The organism is Flavobacterium cheongpyeongense (genome assembly GCF_003202435.1).
GTDB lineage: Bacteria > Bacteroidota > Bacteroidia > Flavobacteriales > Flavobacteriaceae > Flavobacterium > Flavobacterium cheongpyeongense.
The window spans coordinates 460,056-478,404 of sequence record NZ_QJHK01000001.1; the positions used below are offsets into that span (position 1 = coordinate 460,056).

Below are 18,349 nucleotides of genomic sequence, written 5' to 3' on the forward strand. Positions count from 1 at the left end.
AAACTGAACAGTGAATTTTCAAAAATTGGGAATTGAAAAAAACTTTTCGACATCATCACAGAAACCAACGAAATAAATTTTCAAAAAACAGGAAGAAATATTTATGTAACAAATAGTGAAAGAAATATTAGAATAATTCGATTTATAAATAATTAGCTACAATTTATGGAGAATTAAATTTGAAAATTAAAAAATAATTGTAGATTTGACACTTATTATTTGTTTTATGATTATTATGAAAAACCATTTCAGCTAAAAAGAACTATGAAAACATATCAAAATTTAATAATTGGCTTATTTTTTACCTTAAGTAATGCATCATATTCCCAAACGGTGAAATGGATTAAAAGTAATGAAGGAAATTATTGGCAGGAGAAAAAAATAGCATTAAAAAAAAAGACTGAAGGTAAACCAGATATTGTGGTTGAAAGCGAAAAAGAACTCCTTACTTTTAAGGCATGGGGAACCTGTTTCAATGAGTTGGGCTGGGATGCGCTTAATCTGCTTCCACAATCACAAAGAGAATCGGTTTTAAAACAGCTTTTTTCCCAAGATGGTGATCTTCGATTCAATTTGGGGCGCTTCTCGATGAATGCTAATGACTATTCACGAAACTGGTACAGTTCAGATGAGGTAGACGGTGATTTTCAACTCAAAAACTTTAATATTGACCGGGACAAGACTACCCTGATTCCCTATATCAAAGCAGCTCAAAATTATAATCCAAACATGACTTTCTGGATTTCACCATGGTCTCCTCCATCTTGGATGAAAATAAACCATTACTATTCCGTTCGCAGCGATAAGCAATTCAATACTATGTCACCTCTCTCGGATGTTGCACTTTATGAAGATAATAAGGAAAAAGACGTAAAGGTTTTTCCTAATCAGTTCACTGTAAATGATTATTTTATACAAGATCCCAGATACTTAAAAGCTTATGCTGATTATTTCTGTAAGTTTATTGATGCTTACCGTGAGCAAAAGATTCCAATCAATACGGTAATGTACCAAAACGAAGCTTACAGCTATACTGTTTATCCAGGCTGTGCATGGACAGCAGAAGGGACTATCCGTTTTAATACCGAATATCTTGCACCTGCGTTAAAAGAGAAGCATCCAGAAGTTTCTCTCTATCTTGGAACAATTAATACCGATAGATATGACGTGATTGATGAAATTCTTTCTGACCCGCGAATGTCTAAAACAATAAAAGGGATTGGTTTCCAATGGGAAGGTGGAAATATACTTCCTCGCATTCGGGAAAAGTATCCCCAGTACAATTATGTGCAGACAGAAAGCGAGTGCGGCTGGGGTTCTTTTGACTGGAAATCGTCTGAACATACTTTTGGGCTTATAAATCATTATTTAGCAAATGGCTGTACCGAATACACTTTTTGGAATGCAATTTTAGCGGATGATGGTGTCAGCGGATGGGGATGGAAACAAAATGCACTTATCCGTGTAGATTCAAAAACTAAGATAGCCACTTATACGCCAGAATATTATGCGGTAAAGCATTACGCACGTTACGTATCTCCGGGTTCCAGACTGCTTTCATACAAAGAATCGGGTGTGGATAAAAAGCCTATCCTGGTTTTTAGTACACCAGAAGGCAAAACGATTATTATCGCAGGAAATTTTCAAGATAAAGAGCAAAAGTTAGTAGTGAAATCAGGTGCGGTTTTTTTAGACTTGATGCTTGATGGTCATTCCTTAAATACATTTGAAATCAGTAAATAGTTGAAAATATATCTCAATTAAATCGGTTAAATATTCAGCCTGCTTTTGGTATTAGTAAATTATTTAGGGTAAAACAAAAGAAACATTGAGTCGTTTAAAATCAAGGAATGTAAAAGTTAATATTTAAATACAAAATAACGATCGTATAATTTCGGTTTATTTAAGCTATTTTGATTTAAGGTCAATCTTAAAATTAAGATTGACCTTTTGCATTGGAATATACTGATCAGGCAGTAATATTCAGATAGAGCTAATTATATTTGATGGTTATATATTAGAATGTACCGGCAATAAAAAAAAATCAAAATTTAATATAGAACCAGGAAGGTAGGTAATCAATCTAATAATAAATTGGAATAAATCAATTAAAATTTTGATTGGTACATTAAACTATAAGATGCCAAAAGAATGTCGAAGCTTAAAATCTCACAAAATTGCCTTTGTATTGTAAAAAACTAAAGATTATATTCGCCAAATTATATTGATAGACGCCGGTTATAACTATTATCAACTTTGTATAAAGAAAAGTAAACAGAACTCTTTACAATAAACATAATTTAACCAGGACTTAAATATCTGATTTTAATTATTTAAGAAAATAAAAAAGCATGAAAAATTTAATAACAACAACACTTTTAATTCTTTGTCATGGGTTTTGTCTGGCTCAACTTCAAAATACTGAAAAAAAATATCTGAATGTTTTAACAGACAATAAACCGGCATCCAGCTGGATAGAAGCATATCCATTAGGAAATGGTCGCTTGGGGGCTATGGTTTATGGTAATCCGAATAATGAACAGATTCAACTCAATGAGACTACAGTTTGGGCAGGTGGACCATACAGAAATGATAATGCAAAGGCTGCGAAATCGCTTAAAGATATACGTCAATTGATTTTTGACGATAAATTTGCAGAAGCTGAAGACTTAGCCTGCAAAACCATAACAAGCGAAGGTGCTCAGGGAATGCCGTACCAAACAGTAGGTGACTTTTACATTGATTTTGTTGGTATGGAAAAATACTCAAACTATCATCGGGAGTTAAACCTTGACAATGCTATTACAACAACTACATATAATGCTAATGGTGTAACTTATAAGCGGGAAATATTCACTTCCTTTCCGGATCAGGTTATAGTGATTCGATTGACTGCAAGTAAACCTAATTCCTTACACTTTACAACCCGAATTACAAGACCAGCAAAGACTATCGTAACGGTTGAAAAAAATAATATATTAAAAATGGCTGGTATTACCTCTGATTTTGAGGGAATAAAAGGGCAGGTTAATTTTGAATCTTTGGTAAAAATTGTTCCTGAAGGTGGTACAGTTATAACAAAAGATAGCGCCATTGAAGTAGTTGATGCCAATTCAGTAATCTTGTATATATCCATTGCTACTAATTTCAAAAAATACAATGATGTATCTGGTGATGCATACGAACAGGCAATGGACTATTTAACAAAGGCTTCGCTGAAAAAATATACTAGTTTACGTGAAGATCATATAAAATTCTATAAAAAATATTTTGACCGGGTAAAATTAAATCTTGGAGTAACCGATTCTGTAAAGAAACCAACATATACAAGAATAAAAGAATTTTCGAAAGCAAATGATCCACAATTAATAGCCTTGTATTTTCAATTTGGAAGATACTTACTCATATCCTCATCGCAACCGGGCGGGCAACCGGCTAACCTTCAAGGTCTGTGGAATAATCAGCTCTTTCCTCCCTGGGACAGTAAATACACTATTAATATCAATACAGAAATGAATTACTGGCCAGCAGAAATTACAAACCTTTCTGAAATGCACGAGCCTTTAATAACAATGGTTAAAGAGCTTTCAGAAACAGGGGGAAAAACGGCTCAGGATATGTATAATGCCAAAGGCTGGGTTGCTCATCACAATACTGATATATGGCGATTCAACGGGGCAATTGATGGACCTCCGGGTTTATGGCCATGTGGAGGAGCATGGCTTTCTCAACATTTATGGGAAAAATTTCTATTCAATTGTGATACTAATTATTTGAAATCGGTTTTCCCTGCAATGAAAGGAGCATCTCAATTTTTTCTCGATTTTTTAGTAGAAGATCCTGAACATAAATGGTTAGTTGTTAGTCCATCCATGTCACCTGAAAACGCACCGTATATGATTCGCCAGCAATGGAAAGTAATTACGGCAGGAACGACACTTGATAATCAGCTTGTTTACGATTTGTTTTCAAAGACAATACTTGCTGCCAAGATTTTAAATTCAGACAAGGATTTAGCAGATTCACTAAAAGTTGCTTTAGAAAAATTAGCTCCAATGCAAATTGGTAAACATGGACAATTGCAGGAATGGCTGCACGACTGGGATAATCCAGAGGATCATCATCGTCATGTTTCTCATTTATACGGATTATATCCTTCTAACCAAATTTCGCCTTATAATACACCGGATTTATTTAATGCAGCCCACACTTCACTTATCCAAAGAGGAGATCCTTCAACGGGCTGGTCGATGAACTGGAAAATAAATCTTTGGGCACGATTACAGGATGGCAATCATGCACTCAAACTAATTACCAATCAAATAAGCCTGGTAGAAAAATGCGATTATGAAAATATAAACTACGAGAGTGGCGGAGGAACTTATCCTAATATGTTCGATGCCCATCCACCTTTTCAAATAGATGGGAATTTTGGCTTTACTGCAGGGATAACTGAGATGCTTTTACAAAGTCATGATGGTGCGATTCATATTCTGCCTGCTTTACCGGATAGTTGGAAAAAAGGAGACATAAGCGGGATAAAAGCCAGAGGTGGTTTTGAGATTATTGAGTTAAACTGGAAAGAAAACAAAATCGACAAATTAACTATCAAATCAACCATTGGAGGAAATTGCAGAATAAGATCATATTGGCCTTTAAAATCAAACAAACCAATTAGACTTGTTGAAAATAGTTCCGAGAACCCGAATTCATTTTATATTACACCACAGATAAAAAAAGCTGTTATTTCTAAGCAAACCACAAATACCAGAAAAGTATACGCTTATGATATCGATACAAAACCCGGAGAAATAATAACTTTTAATGAATAATGCGAATCAAGGGTTGGATTTATAACGTTTTGATTTTTAAGGCATACCATATAGGTTTATGAAACCTGTTAGGTCTAATCCGAGGACTGTTAGTATTTTATTTCAACCCTTGATTTGCATGAATAAATCGTCTTGTAGCTTGACGATATAGCAGATTAAGGAAGCCTAAACTTTCGGTTAAACACAATTTGACAAGTACAATACCAACTCCAAATTAAACCTAAACCCGCCATAGTGCCAAGGCGTTTAGCGGTAGTACCTTGTCTTCATTAGTAATATCCAATTCTGTTATTATAGTTTCAAAGTCGAAATTAATACTATAAGTCAGATCTTACAAAAACGCCAAAATTATTTTCATTTGTTTTTAAAGGTCCGTAAAAGTCAAAGTTGCTACCTACACCAAATTGATAATTTCTATATGATGCACCAACTCTTAACCAAACATAACTGCGGTCGTGATAATCAAATTTTGTATTATGATTATAAAGACCTTGAAATCTTGTATAAAGTCCCCAATTGGTTTCAAATTTTGGTTTATATTCAACAAGTCCGAGTGTTTCAAAATTGTAAGTTTGAGTAAGGTCAAAACGTGGTAATAAAACCGCCAAAAATTTTCGCTTTGCAAAAACATATTGCATACCAGCAGAAGGTCTAAACCCTGTCATAGAGTTCATTATTACTCCTGCATTTAAAGATAATCCTTTCCAAATATCGGCTGTCAGAAATGACTGAGACAGATATGAATTTTTTTGGTTAGTTGTTTCGTAATCACCAACAAAGTGAGTAACATTGAAAAAGCCAAACCTGCTTTTTGGCGAAAAATGTTTACTTACCATCATTTGAAAAGCCAAACCATTGTTACCCGCAAAAAATTCCACTGCTATTGGTGGATTTGGCTTTGTTGGTGAAATTTTTCCCAAACTGTCGATTTGGTGTTGGGCAAAAGAAGCACTTGAGAAGAAAAGTGCTATGAAAAGTACAATATTTTTATTCATTATTTTAATTGTTTGTCGGCTATCTATTCCGCCTTGTTTAAACTACATCTTTGTCTATCATAAAACAAACAACAGTATTGTTTTATCATCAGATCTCATCACGACTTGAATAATATATCCAAATCTGGTTTTAATCTGCTCAATAATCTCCCCTCTGTAGCCGCCATCGGCTGGGATAACTTTGATGGGACATAAAAAACATTTCAATGTTCTCATTAATAACAGTACTGCTTTACTATTGTGAACATTGGCTATTGTTACCATAATAGCTAATAAAAATCCGTTTTTATCAACCGCTATATGACGTTTTATCCCTTTTACTTTTTTGTTGCCATCAAAACCATTTAAAGAACGATTATTCCCCCAGCGTACACTTTGACTATCTATTATCCCCAGGCTTGCTTGAACATTTTGCCCTTTAGTTATTGGTGAACAAAAAAATAGAAATTCTATATTTTTATTGGATTACAGTACAAAACAAGCAAAACCAAAAGAAATACAGGAAAAAGCAAACACAATAATCCGAATTGGCAGACACATAATGCCCCAAAAACAGCGCCAGCTAAAAACCCTAAAATCGCATTTCCAATTTTCAATAAGTTTATTGTGTTTTTATCGGTTTTGAAAAAAATGGCACTTAGAAGATTTTCTAATTCGATGGAGAAACTTGTCAAATTACCCGTCATAACCGTTGTTGGAATCATTTTAGGCAAAACGATTTTCATGTACACATTTTGTATTGCCAAAGCCAAAACACCAATACTTCCTTCAATTATCCATCTGGTTTCGATGGTTAAATTGCTGTTTGTTTTGGAGAAAAACACATCTGAAAAAGCAAATAAAAACAATAACAACGCTTGTAAAATGAACATCATGTTCAGCTTTTGAACATCGTTGCCTTTTAGTATTTTCAAAATTCTTGAAGTCAGTATTACACCTAACATAAAAACAGGAATTAGCAACAAGCGTGATACAATTTCGCTATTTTTTTGAATTTCAACGACCGCAGTACCAACCATTACGATATTTCCGGTAATATGAGCCGTGAAAATTCCAGCCAAAGCAATAAAGCCGGCTGTATCAACATAACCGGCAATAAAGCTGAGCAAGAATGAAGCATATTTTTGTTTTAAATCCATCAAAATCTTAAATATACCGTGGCAGCACCAAATATAATGTCTCTCCCCGAGGTTACTTCTTTTAAATAATTTTTTGTATTGAACCAAGTTCCTTCTATTCTGAAAGCTAACCAGTTGTTTACATCATAATTCAAGTTTGCCCCCAATTGATTTCCAATGTATTTTTTCGATGTGTTTTTTCCCGAATGCATTAATATTGTATTAGGTTGATAAACTCCGTCGTTGCGACTCATTCGCCAAAAAATATCATAATCTACCGAAAAAACAATGTCTTTTTTCAACTCCAAATCAATCGACGGATGAATATCAAACAAGTTAGAAGGTCCTACTAGTGCCGCCAAACCGAAATAAGCACCTTTTGGAAACAATGGATTAAACGTTTGTATTTTGTCATCATCATACTTTTTATCACCCGAAATAAATTCGGTTTTTAAGCCCAAAATAGGTTTAAATTTTATCGTAGCAAACTGGTACGAAGTATTGAGCGACAATGTCCACGCTTCGATATTTTTTGCTCCAACAGACCCAAATTGATAAACAGCTTCTACATCGTAATTCCAATTGTGATTTTTACGCCAGATTCTTGTTCCTACAGAATGTCGCAATTCTTTTCCTTGTGCATCATCAAATTCAGCAGACGATTTTTTTAGTCCCAAATAATAAAAATCGATGTTTTCAATAATTGGTAATTTGTTGAACGCATTGTAAATACCGAAAAATCTGGTATTCGGATTCAGTCTGTCATCAAAAACTTCAGGAATGTTTTTAACAGATTGACTGTAAAAAATATCAGATTTGAATTTTCTATTTTTAAACACCACTTTCACAGCATCAAACGCTTGCCGGCTATTTGGTCCTTCGCGAACCGACACCAATCGTTGTGAACCATAGAGCATTTCCTGTCGCCCAAATCGAAAAAGCAGGCTACTTTTTTCCAAATCAAAAGTAAAATCAAAAAACAATTGATGAATATCTAAATCATTTCGTTCCACCGGACTTGGATCAACCCGACTTATCGCTGTACTGCTTTGCAATTGTGAAAAAATGCGAAAAACTTTTTTATAATGAAAATCAGTATGAAATAAAGCTCTGTTTAACAAAAAACCGTCTTTATCATTTTCCGTATCACCCCAATTTTCATCTTTAAAATATTGGTATTGTGACCGCAATTCTCCCCCAAATGAAAGGTATAAATCATCACTTTTCGTTAGTTGTATGTGCTTTATTTTATCAAAAAATGTCGAAGTAGAATCCGTTTTTACCACAGTATAATCTTCGTCATACCGTAACATTTTAAAATCAAGCAGTTGTTGTGAAAAAGCGAATTGGTTTAGTAAAAGCACAAAAAATAATGCTATAAATTTCATTTTTTATGAAAAAAACTGTCCAACGAATATTTTCCTGCACCTACTGCCAAAATGAACAAATAACACAAGCTATACATATAAGGAGTATCTTTTATCAGTAAGGCATCGTTCCAATGCAAAACAAAATAGCCTGTCAATGTTACGGCCAATATAGGCAAAACAGCCAATCGGGTAAAGAGTCCAAAGATGACAAATACCGGAAAAACAAGATTGGCGGCATCGGCAAACAAGCTATTGAAAGCTTCGGGCAAATGCAACGGATTGGGCACTTGCTCGGCAGCAGCCACTCCTACACCCAATTTTTTGAGTCCGTGCGCCACCATTAATTCTAACGAAAGTGAGATTCTGAACATCAATAACGACAAATCGACTACACGGGCAGAAGGATAAATATGTGTTATTTTTTGAAGTAAATTTTTCATAACTAAATCGTTTTTAAATTATTTGGATCTTCGCCTAGAATTAGTGGAATTCAAAAAAAGATATCTATTAATCAATGAATAAATTTCGTGATTATCGCAAAATATTCTTTAAAACAAGTGATTATTTAAATTTTAATTTCCGTCTATAAACAGCCTAATTTAGTTTTCCACTAATTCTAGGCGAAGAACCAATTATTTGGTTTGATACCCACCAAAATATTTCACCGGACTCCACTCGGGAATTATCGGTAAGGCTGCTGGTGCAACCGTTTTATATTCGTCGGAACCATATACTACTTTTCCATCAACAATGGTTAATTTTGACGTAATTCCTTTAATAGCTTCGTCTTCAACTGAAAGATAATCTTTGTCAAGGATAATCAAATCAGCAAAATAGCCTTTTTGAATTTTTCCTTTCAATTGTTCTTTAATCAAATCAAATCCACCTTGTGTAATCAGTTTTAAAGCTGTTTTTCTATCCAACGTATTTTCTTTTGCCATAACCTGAGTTCCTCCAATGGTTTTTCCAGTGGTAATCCAGTATAATGAAACCCAAGGATTATAGCTGGCTACACGAGTTCCGTCGGTTCCTAAACCGACAGGCAAGCCCAATTCTAACATTCGTTTAACCGGTGGTGCAGCTAGTGCGGCTTTTTTGCCATAGCGATGAATAAAATTTTCGCCCTGATAAGCCATACGATGCTGAATGGCTATACCACCACCCAATGCTTTGATGCGTTGCATATTTTGCTCACTTATGGTTTCGGCGTGGTCAAAAAACCAAACCAATCCGTTGAGCGGTGTTTCTTTATTTATGGCTTCGATAACGTCTAAATCTCTCGAAATACTTTCGTTATAGGTTGCGTGTATACGGAAAGGCCAATGGTTTTTAACCAATAAGCTCAAAACGTCTTTAAGATTTTTTTCCATAGTTGCTGGCAATTCGGGACGCGGAAAAAGGAAATTTTCAAAATCGGCAGCATCTGCAACTAAATTTTCACCTCCACCTTCAACGTGATAATCGACTTCGTTAATCCCATTATGTCCATGGTCGTCAATTTCGACCATTCCAGTCCATTTGGTATAATCGGCTAATTCGGTTCCTTTTTTCTGTGCAAACAAAAAGAAAGGCAAACGCATGGTTATTTTTCCTTGTTTGTTCAACTCTTCGGTAATGCCATAATCGTCAGGGAAATTTTGAAAACCGCCACCAGCATCCATTACGGCAGTTACGCCTAAGCGATTTAATTCGGTCATGTATTGCAAGGTCGAATTCATTTTTTCTTCCTTAGTCAATTCGGGCAATTTTGCCAAAGTTGAATATAAAATAAAAGCATTCGGTTCGGCTACCAATAAACCGGTTGGATTTCCGTCATTGTCTTTTTCTATTAAACCTCCAACTGGATTTGGTGTATCGGCATTGATATTCAATTTTTGAATACCTGATTTGTTGAGCCATGCTTTCCCGTAGAGATACAAAATAAACGTAGGCACATTTCCTGTTGCTTCGTTAATTTCGGCTAAAGTAGGAAGTCGTTTTTCTTCAAACTGATATTCATTCCAACCACCAACTACTCTAATCCATTGACCTTCGGGCGTGTGTGAAGCCTGATCTTTCAACATTTGCAAGGCACGTTTTAGCGAAGTAACTCCGTCCCAACGCAATTCAGTATTATAAAATCGACCACCACGAATAACATGCAAATGGCTATCAAAAAGTCCTGGAATAACGCGACTTTCTTTGGCATCGATTATTTTTGTTTGTTTTGTTTTAAGTTTGAGTATTTGGGTATTTGTCCCAGTCTGTACGATTTTATTTCCTGAAATAGCCAAAGCTTGCACTTCAGGATTTTTATCATCAAGAGTTGTGATTTTTCCATTAATGACAATAATATCAGCTTTTTGAGCAAAGACAACACCTGTTAACAAAAACGAAAGAACAACTGTATAGATTGTTTTCATAGTGTAATGAGTTTAAAAAAGGCAGGTATAACAACACCTGCCTTTTTGATTTGTAATCTTAGTGTTTCAACATCCCGTGGGCATATTGCACGCCGATACCATAAGCACCGCCATATTTTTTTACTAAATCAGTAACGGCTACATAAGTTTCACCTCGAGCCCAGTCACGTTGCAATTCTAATAAATACTGCATTGAAGTCATCGTATGTGCTCCTGCCTGAACCATTCGGGTCACTGCCATTTCATGAGCTTCTTTAGAAACATCACCAGATGCATCAGTAATTATGTAGACATCATATCCTTCAGCAATGGCTGACAAGGCTGGCCCTGCAATACAAACACTTGTCCATAAACCCGCAAGAACTATTTTCTTTTTCCCTTTTTCGGTAATTGCTTTATAGGCTTTTGCATCTTCCCAAGTGTTCATTGTTGTTCTGTCAATGTAATTTGAAGTTGCTTGAGGATAAAATTCGTTAATTTCTGGAAATACCGGTCCACTAAATATATGTTCAGCTACAGTTGTAACAACAGTTGGTACCTTGAAAATTTTTGAAGCTCCTGCTACAACTGCTGTATTGTTGCGCAACTGATCGATATCGATACTTTTTGTTGCGAATGCCATTTGTCCTTCATTGTCAATTAAAACCAAAGTATGGTTTGTTGGCGTTAATAAACTAGGACTTGGTTTTTGTGCAAAACCAGTCAAGGTTGTAAAACCTACTACTAAAGATAAAACTACTTTTTTCATTTTTTTTATTTTAAGATTAAAAATTATTGTTTAATTAATTGAATTTCAGAAATTAATTTGATTTCTTCTCCAACTAGAACTCCTCCTGTTTCGAGAGCTGCATTCCAAGTCAAACCAAATTCTTTTCTGTTTATTTTTCCAGTTATCGAAAGTCCTGATTTTGTATTTCCCCATGGATCGGTCATTAATCCACTGTATTCTGTTTCTAGAACAACGCTTTTTGTTACATTCTTAACGGTTAGATCGCCAGTAATTTCAAACAAAGCATCATTAATTTTTTTTATCTCTGTAGATGTAAATGAAATTTTTGGAAAAATATCAGCATCAAAGAAATCAGCACTTCTTAAGTGATTATCTCTATCTGAATTATTTGTATCAACAGAATCTACTTCAGCTGAAAAGCTGATTTTTGAAGTTTCAAAGTTGTTGTCTTCATTTTCAACGTGTGCTTGAAATCTGTTGAATTTTCCAGATACATTTGTAAACATCATGTGCTTTACTTTAAAGCCAATTTCCGAGTGTGTTGGGTCAATTGCCCAAGTTGTTTTTACCATTTTTGTGATTTTTAAGTTATTATTATTTAATTATTATAAAGTCATTGGTACTTCCATCAGAAGGATTTCCGTATCATCTGAATTTGCTGTTATATTGAAATTATTTATATCCCAAATTCCTAGTCCATCTCGTTTTGTTAATTCATAGGCTCCAATAGTTGCAGAACCATTAATTATAAAAACATAAACACCATTTCCAGTTTTTTTGATTTTATAATCAGTCTTGAAATCTTTTTTGAAATTTCCTAAATGAAACCAAGCATCTTGGTGTATCCAAACACCAGCATCATTTGGGTCTGGTGAAAGAATTTGTTGCCATTTATTTTTTCTTTCTTTTAGATTTAAGGTAATCTGGTCATACCTAGGAGTTACGTTCTTTTTGTTAGGGTAGACCCATATTTGAAGAAACTTTACTAATTTATCTTTGTTTTTATTATATTCACTGTGAAAAATTCCAGTACCAGCACTCAAAACTTGGATATCCCCATTTTTGATTACAGTAGTGTTTCCCATACTATCCTTATGTTCCAAGTCACCTTCTAATGGAATACTTATAATTTCCATATTGTCATGTGGGTGTGTACCGAAACCCATTCCCGGATCTACTCTATCATCATTCAACACTCTCAATACCCCAAAATGCATTCTTTCAGGATTCATATAGTTTGCGAAACTAAAGGTGTGATGACTTTCCAACCATCCATGATTTGCTACTCCTCTTGTTTCTGCTTTGTGCAAAATTGTATTTTCCATTATGTTTGATTTTTCATTTGGCAGATGATTATATCCTATAATTTCTAATGGTTGTATTTCATCTATTTCGTTTTTAATAACACTCCCGAATGCAGCAGTTGCAGCAAACATTCCTGTTCCAAATAATCCTTTTTTTAAAAATTCTTTTCTGTCCATAATTTTATTCTATTTTTGGTGATACAAATTTCTTTTGAAAATTAATCCTGTGCATTGAACTAGTTCAAGAACGTATTTAAGCTTTGCTTACTTACAAATTACAGTACAAATTTCTTTTGAAAATTAGACCTGTGCATTGAACTGGTTCAAGAACGTATTAAACTTTATTGACTTACTAATTACAGTACAAATTTCCTTTGAAAATTAAACTTGTGCATTGAACCAGTTCAAGAAAGTAATTTGATCATAAAAAAAACTTCCTGAAAACAAATAAGTTAACAGGAAGTTGATCACAATGAAAAATCAAAAATTAAATTTATTGCTTTGAAAGTTTTGTTCTTATCTTACTTAGAAATTCGGCTGATATACCAAGATAAGAAGCAATATGATGTTGAGTAACTCTTTGAGAAATTGTAGGGTATAATTTTATGAAGTCTAAATACTTTTCTGGAGCAGATTTTGCAATTGTATTAATTAACCTGTTTTGTGTAGAAGAAAGTTTTTTTTGAACCATTAACCTAAAGAACCGTTCAAACTTAGGTACCCTTTTTAATAATTCTTCTTTATTTTCATACGTCAGAAAAAACAACTCACAATCTTCTAAAGTTTCGATATATAATTTGCTTGGTTTCTTTTCATGGAAACTTGCTATATCGCTAACCCACCAATCTTCTATTGCAAATTGTAGAATAACTTCAAATCCATTTTCGTCTATAAAATAGTTTCTTATGCACCCTTTTAAAACATAAGCCTCAAAGTTGCAAATTTCTCCTTCTTGTAATAAATATTCTTTTTTATTGACAGTTTTAAAATCAATTAAAGTATGAAATATGTCAAGTTCATTTTTAGTGAAATTGGCACATCTATTTACAAATGCATCTATATTTTCAAACATAAAATAATTTTATTAGTTACTATTAAAAACACTCTGAATTATCAAATTCACTTAATGCTAATAGAATTTCATTTTTCAATAATCCACTGCCCCCACCATAATGCTGAATAATTATTATTTTAGAATTTATTTTTTTTACTCTTTCTCTAATTATTTGTTCTGCGACATCTTCAATTCCACAACTCAAAAGTAGAATATCAAAATCCAATAAATCAACATTAGTAAAGGCTTCATCCTCATCGATGAATCCTATAGCAGACCAGTCATCATTCTCATTTAACAAACGAATTACTATATCTAATATGGGTTTGTTTTTTCCGAATACTATAAAATTTAATTTTTTCATATGCTTTACTAATTTTATGATACAAAGATAGGAATGAAATATTCGATGAAATCTTGAACTAGGACAAGAAATTGATTATGTGTTTTTATAGTAATCCTTTTGAAAGTTCAATTTTTAATACACACAGCTTCATTTACTTTTCTATCTCAAACTTTTGCATAATGTTCTGTGGTACGCCATTTTTATGGCCTGGCATTTTACTAACGCTTTCAATTGGAATACCATTTGTAAGAATTACAGTCGTTGCAAAAGTGTATCTGGTAATAAAATCAGATAATTGTTGGTTAGTTTTGAAGTTCAATTCTCTTGAATTTATTCTATAAATGTTTAGTTAAAAGCAATAAAAAAAGTTGTAAATCGTCAGCAAAAAGTGTACTGATTTAGAAAAAAACACTTTTTTCTTAAATGTATCCTATTTTCTATACTCTTATTTATTCCTCTGAGTTGAGATGCTCTCCTAAATACAATTTAAAAAAGTCTTTTTTATATACATCACCCAAAGGAATTTCATTTTCACCAACATAAATAGTATGGTGGTCAAATGAATTTATACAATTAATATTGACTACGTAAGATTTACTCACTCTCAGAAAAATGTGCTCCGGGATTTTCTGGTGAATAGTCTTTAGGTTCATTGCGGTAATCAGTTTCTGGTTGCCGGTAAATATTATCACGTAGTCTTTCAGTCCCTCAATATACTTGATGTCAACAAAGTTGATCTTATGAAATCTGCGATCTGACTTGATAATTAAAAAATCCGCCGTATTGCTTTCTATTATATTCTTCTCTGTTTCTTCTGAAAGCAGTTTTCCATACAACTTTGCTTTGTCAATTGCCTTTTCCAGACGAGATTTTTCAATAGGCTTCAACAGGTAGTCAATAGCGTCCAGCTCATAGCTTTTTAATGCATATTGAGGATAAGCCGTGGTAAAAATTATTAAGGTGTTTTTTGGCAATTGCGCGGCAAATTCCAATCCTGATACCATTGGCATTTCAATATCCAAAAAAATTAAATCTACCTCGTTGTCTTCCAGGAACTTGAGAGCACTCGGAGCGTTCGCAAACTTATCCAGTATTGTAATGTCTGACACTTCCTTAATCAGTGCCTCCATTTCTATTCGAGCCAATGGCTCATCATCTACTATTATACAGTTCATAAAGGTATCGTTAGTTTAACACTATATTCAAATTTTGTTGATTCTATATCAAGAGTATGGTTTTCTCCATACAAAAGTTCAAGCCGGCGTTTTATATTTACAAGCCCTAATCCGCCACTTTTTTTATCTGATAAAAGAGGCTCATAATCCTGGTCTTTTGAGTTTACACATTCAAAATAAAGAGCATCATCTTTTACCTCTATATTAATGCGAATGTAAGATTCATATCCACTAATATTTACACTATGCTTTACAGCATTTTCTACAAAAATTGTAAATAGGTTTGGAGGCAGAAATACATTATTTGTTATTTGAGATTTTATATTGCTTGTAATGGCTATTAATAGATTGTCTCTTCTTATTTTTTCTAATTCAAGAAAGTTCGTTAAAAAATCAATTTCTGATTTGAGCAATGTCGTTTCTTCATTGTTTTCATAGAGTTGGTAACGCAAAAACTCCGACAATCGCATTATGACTGTAGCAGCTTTCTCCTGATCAGTCCGTACAAGTGCCTTGATGCCATTAAGCATATTAAACAAAAAATGGGGATTAATCTGATTTCGCAGTTCATTAAGTTCCATTGTTAATGTAATATTTTTTAATTCAGCTATGCTTTCATTATCTCTGATCCATCTTTGAAATAACTTTATCATTGTGGTTACTAATATAAAAGGAGGTAATATCACTAGACCTTCAAACGATGCCTTGTAGTTTTCTTTATTATGCTGATTAGCGGGATCTAAATATAAATTTAATAGAGTTGACATTACTATAGTACCAATCATTACAAGAAGAAAGAGCAATACTATGTAAAAAATATATTGACCCTTAAAAAAAAAGCGCGGAACCAGGACATACATGTTTACATAGAACATAGTTATTAGAGCGCTAAATACACATAACATTCTGTAGTACATGTATGCACCTGAGTACTGTGACAGCCAGTCAGAAAAGAAAATAATAATCAGCAGACTTAAAAACAGTATGGCATGGCGTAGCAGTCTATATTCTTTATCAACTATAAACCTTATAATTTTTGTGTTCTGAGTCTCAACTTTATCGTATTTCATAGCGTAGTTAAAATTTGAACTTTAAACAAAGATAAAGTGATATATCCCTTGAAATTAGAAATTTATACAAAATGCTGTTTCTCATATACCAAATCTTACTCACATAAGCTTTAGTATAAAATGTAACAGGGTTTGTATAAAAATGAAAATTGAGCTTTATATTATTATTTCCTTTGTCCAGTAATTGATTCATACATCAGCGATTAAAATTTAAAATATAATTTATATGGAAATGATAAAAAAAGCAGCATTAATTCTTTGCATCGTATTCTCCTCAGTTAAAGGTTTTTCTCAAACAACTGATACCATCGTAAAAAATAAAAAGGATAGTATTAATGTTCCTAAACGAGCATTAGCTTACGCGGCTGATAAATTTGCGATTGTTCGACCATTAAACATTGAGTTCACACATTCATCTCCATATAATTTTACTTCTGAAAGAGCAAACACATCATTGCCTGAAGGAAGGGTTAACGATTTTTCACAGGTTAAAATTAGTGCTAATTTTAATTTTATAAAAAGAAAAACATGGTTGTTAGGAACAACTTTAAGCTATAGATACACCAGTGCTGAAGCAGATATGACGGATCCTTTTACAGAAGAGCGCAAGACAATCGATAATCAATTTCACTACCTGTCCTCATCAGTAAACTTTTCATACTTCTCAACATTATTTAAAAAGAGAACAATTTATTCTTCAAGTATAATTGTTGATGGTAGTGATCAGCATTTTGAAAGAGTCAAAGGTTTATTTACTGGAGTAATGGTTTTGAAAGCCAATCAAAAAACAAAAATGACTCTTGGTTTATTGGTTAATATAGATCCAAGTGCCCAGACTCCGATAATTCCTATCTTTACATACGAGCACAAATTTAACAATGGATTGATTGCAGATATTACTCTTCCAAAAAGTATTTATCTTCGAAAATACGTTTTCAATGCTGGAAGAGTATCTTTAGGAACAGAACTGGACAGAACTTCATTTTATCTTTATAATATAGACGGTACATCTCAAAGATATGAGTACAGACAGTTAGATATAAATTCTGGTCTAATATACGAGCATGCTATCGGTGATTTTGTATTCACAGGTAAAACTGGAATGAAATTCACACCATCCGGAAAATTATTCAGAAAAGAAGATTCGTTCAATGATGCTGTATATGAAACCAAACCCGAAGCCTCATTCTATTTTAATGTAGGTATATCATTTAATCCTTTTACGGTTTTAGGTAAGAAAAAGTAAAATTATTGGTGTACCGGTATAAAAAAATCTAAATTTAATTTAGAACAAGGAAGATGGTAATTAAGTTCTCTAAAACTCTCAACAGTGCTGAGAGAAATATAAATATAAGGGTTCTATAGTTTTTATTGAGGTAAAATTTTATTTCATAAGCTTAAGAAATCCAATGCTTTTCTTTTTAAATCTCTGCCAGTTCAAAAGATTTTAGATAAATGTTTTAAGCTTTCAAACAGTTTGTTTTTGAGAAGAGTATTATGATTTCTTCTTGGTAAAATGAATATATAAAAATTACTATTTCTTAAACAGTTTTACTTTTTTAAGTGATAAATTTAACATGTTAATCATAATTACAAGCTATCAAGAAACGTTAAAATGGGAATAAAGTGTTCGATTGTAGCCCCATCCACTCCACTGGAAGGGATGATTCATGAATCATCCCTTTTTCTTTTATCATCAATGAGTTATGACTGAAAAATTTCGTCATTATTGGTCTTCGATAGATATCTTCCTGATAGTATAAATTGTTAGGGAACACCATACTTATAAAAATTCTTTTCTTTAAGGTATTTGATTTACTTAATACGTGATTTCTGATAATGAAGCATTTACAGAACAAGAACATCAATTAAATAGAAGAAGTGAATTTTAAATCTAATTTCTTTTTTGATAATAAAAATGTTTCGTTAGTGTTTTTTGAGTTTTAGTATAGA

General features: G+C 33.1%; 17 protein-coding genes. 3 read left to right on the plus strand and 14 right to left on the minus strand.

What is annotated here, in order from left to right; translation table 11 throughout:
* The first annotated feature begins 264 nt into the window (after window positions 1-264).
* Window positions 265-1,743: a glycoside hydrolase family 30 protein gene (locus DMB65_RS01960; RefSeq protein ID WP_110305054.1), complete on the plus strand. Its 1,479-nt coding sequence runs from the start codon at window positions 265-267 to the stop codon at window positions 1,741-1,743.
* A 608-nt stretch (window positions 1,744-2,351) separates the two neighbouring features.
* A complete protein-coding gene (locus DMB65_RS01965) occupies window positions 2,352-4,832 on the plus strand; it encodes a glycoside hydrolase family 95 protein (RefSeq protein WP_110304980.1) in 2,481 nt (826 codons plus the stop codon).
* 317 nt (window positions 4,833-5,149) lie between these two features.
* Here DMB65_RS01965 and DMB65_RS01970 read toward each other — a convergent pair whose 3' ends face one another.
* The 14 genes from DMB65_RS01970 to DMB65_RS02030 form a co-directional block, all read right to left on the minus strand.
* A complete protein-coding gene (locus DMB65_RS01970) occupies window positions 5,150-5,827 on the minus strand; it encodes a hypothetical protein (RefSeq protein WP_110304981.1) in 678 nt (225 codons plus the stop codon).
* 57 nt (window positions 5,828-5,884) lie between these two features.
* Window positions 5,885-6,280: a transposase gene (locus tag DMB65_RS01975; RefSeq protein ID WP_317048103.1), complete on the minus strand. Its 396-nt coding sequence runs from the start codon at window positions 6,278-6,280 to the stop codon at window positions 5,885-5,887.
* Entirely contained in the window at window positions 6,277-6,966 is a 690-nt protein-coding gene (locus tag DMB65_RS01980; RefSeq protein WP_110304982.1) for a YoaK family protein, read from the minus strand. The genes DMB65_RS01975 and DMB65_RS01980 overlap by 4 nt, the downstream gene beginning before the upstream one ends.
* Window positions 6,966-8,333 carry an alginate export family protein gene (locus DMB65_RS01985; protein WP_110304983.1) on the minus strand — a complete coding sequence of 456 codons (1,368 nt, stop codon included), beginning with the start codon at window positions 8,331-8,333 and terminating at the stop codon, window positions 6,966-6,968. Before DMB65_RS01985 ends, DMB65_RS01980 begins: the two co-directional genes overlap by 1 nt.
* Window positions 8,330-8,755: a DoxX family protein gene (locus tag DMB65_RS01990; protein ID WP_110304984.1), complete on the minus strand. Its 426-nt coding sequence runs from the start codon at window positions 8,753-8,755 to the stop codon at window positions 8,330-8,332. Before DMB65_RS01990 ends, DMB65_RS01985 begins: the two co-directional genes overlap by 4 nt.
* Before the next feature lie 192 nt (window positions 8,756-8,947).
* A complete protein-coding gene (locus DMB65_RS01995) occupies window positions 8,948-10,717 on the minus strand; it encodes an amidohydrolase (RefSeq protein ID WP_110304985.1) in 1,770 nt (589 codons plus the stop codon).
* Window positions 10,718-10,775: 58 nt separating this feature from the next.
* Window positions 10,776-11,465, minus strand: a complete 690-nt coding sequence (locus DMB65_RS02000; RefSeq protein ID WP_110304986.1) for a hydrolase — start codon at window positions 11,463-11,465, stop codon at window positions 10,776-10,778.
* 23 nt (window positions 11,466-11,488) lie between these two features.
* Window positions 11,489-12,019 (minus strand): YceI family protein, encoded by a 531-nt coding sequence (locus DMB65_RS02005; RefSeq protein WP_110304987.1) that lies wholly within the window; start codon window positions 12,017-12,019, stop codon window positions 11,489-11,491.
* A 33-nt stretch (window positions 12,020-12,052) separates the two neighbouring features.
* Window positions 12,053-12,772: a pirin family protein gene (locus DMB65_RS02010; protein WP_230470578.1), complete on the minus strand. Its 720-nt coding sequence runs from the start codon at window positions 12,770-12,772 to the stop codon at window positions 12,053-12,055.
* Between the two features lie 472 nt (window positions 12,773-13,244).
* Entirely contained in the window at window positions 13,245-13,823 is a 579-nt protein-coding gene (locus DMB65_RS02015) for a Crp/Fnr family transcriptional regulator (RefSeq protein WP_110304989.1), read from the minus strand.
* A gap of 22 nt (window positions 13,824-13,845) precedes the next feature.
* Complete coding sequence (locus DMB65_RS02020; RefSeq protein WP_110304990.1) at window positions 13,846-14,169, minus strand: hypothetical protein; 324 nt, start codon at window positions 14,167-14,169, stop codon at window positions 13,846-13,848.
* Between the two features lie 133 nt (window positions 14,170-14,302).
* Window positions 14,303-14,470, minus strand: coding sequence for a hypothetical protein (locus tag DMB65_RS22060; protein WP_165834807.1), 168 nt, complete (start codon window positions 14,468-14,470; stop codon window positions 14,303-14,305).
* Between the two features lie 130 nt (window positions 14,471-14,600).
* Window positions 14,601-15,326, minus strand: a complete 726-nt coding sequence (locus DMB65_RS02025; RefSeq protein ID WP_110304991.1) for a LytR/AlgR family response regulator transcription factor — start codon at window positions 15,324-15,326, stop codon at window positions 14,601-14,603.
* Window positions 15,323-16,396: a sensor histidine kinase gene (locus tag DMB65_RS02030; protein WP_110304992.1), complete on the minus strand. Its 1,074-nt coding sequence runs from the start codon at window positions 16,394-16,396 to the stop codon at window positions 15,323-15,325. Before DMB65_RS02030 ends, DMB65_RS02025 begins: the two co-directional genes overlap by 4 nt.
* Window positions 16,397-16,622: 226 nt before the next feature.
* Here DMB65_RS02030 and DMB65_RS02035 point away from each other — a divergent pair, with 226 nt between their 5' ends.
* The gene (locus tag DMB65_RS02035; protein WP_110304993.1) at window positions 16,623-17,642 is read left to right on the plus strand and encodes a hypothetical protein; all 1,020 of its coding nucleotides are present in this window, start codon (window positions 16,623-16,625) and stop codon (window positions 17,640-17,642) included.
* Window positions 17,643-18,349: the final 707 nt, after the last annotated feature.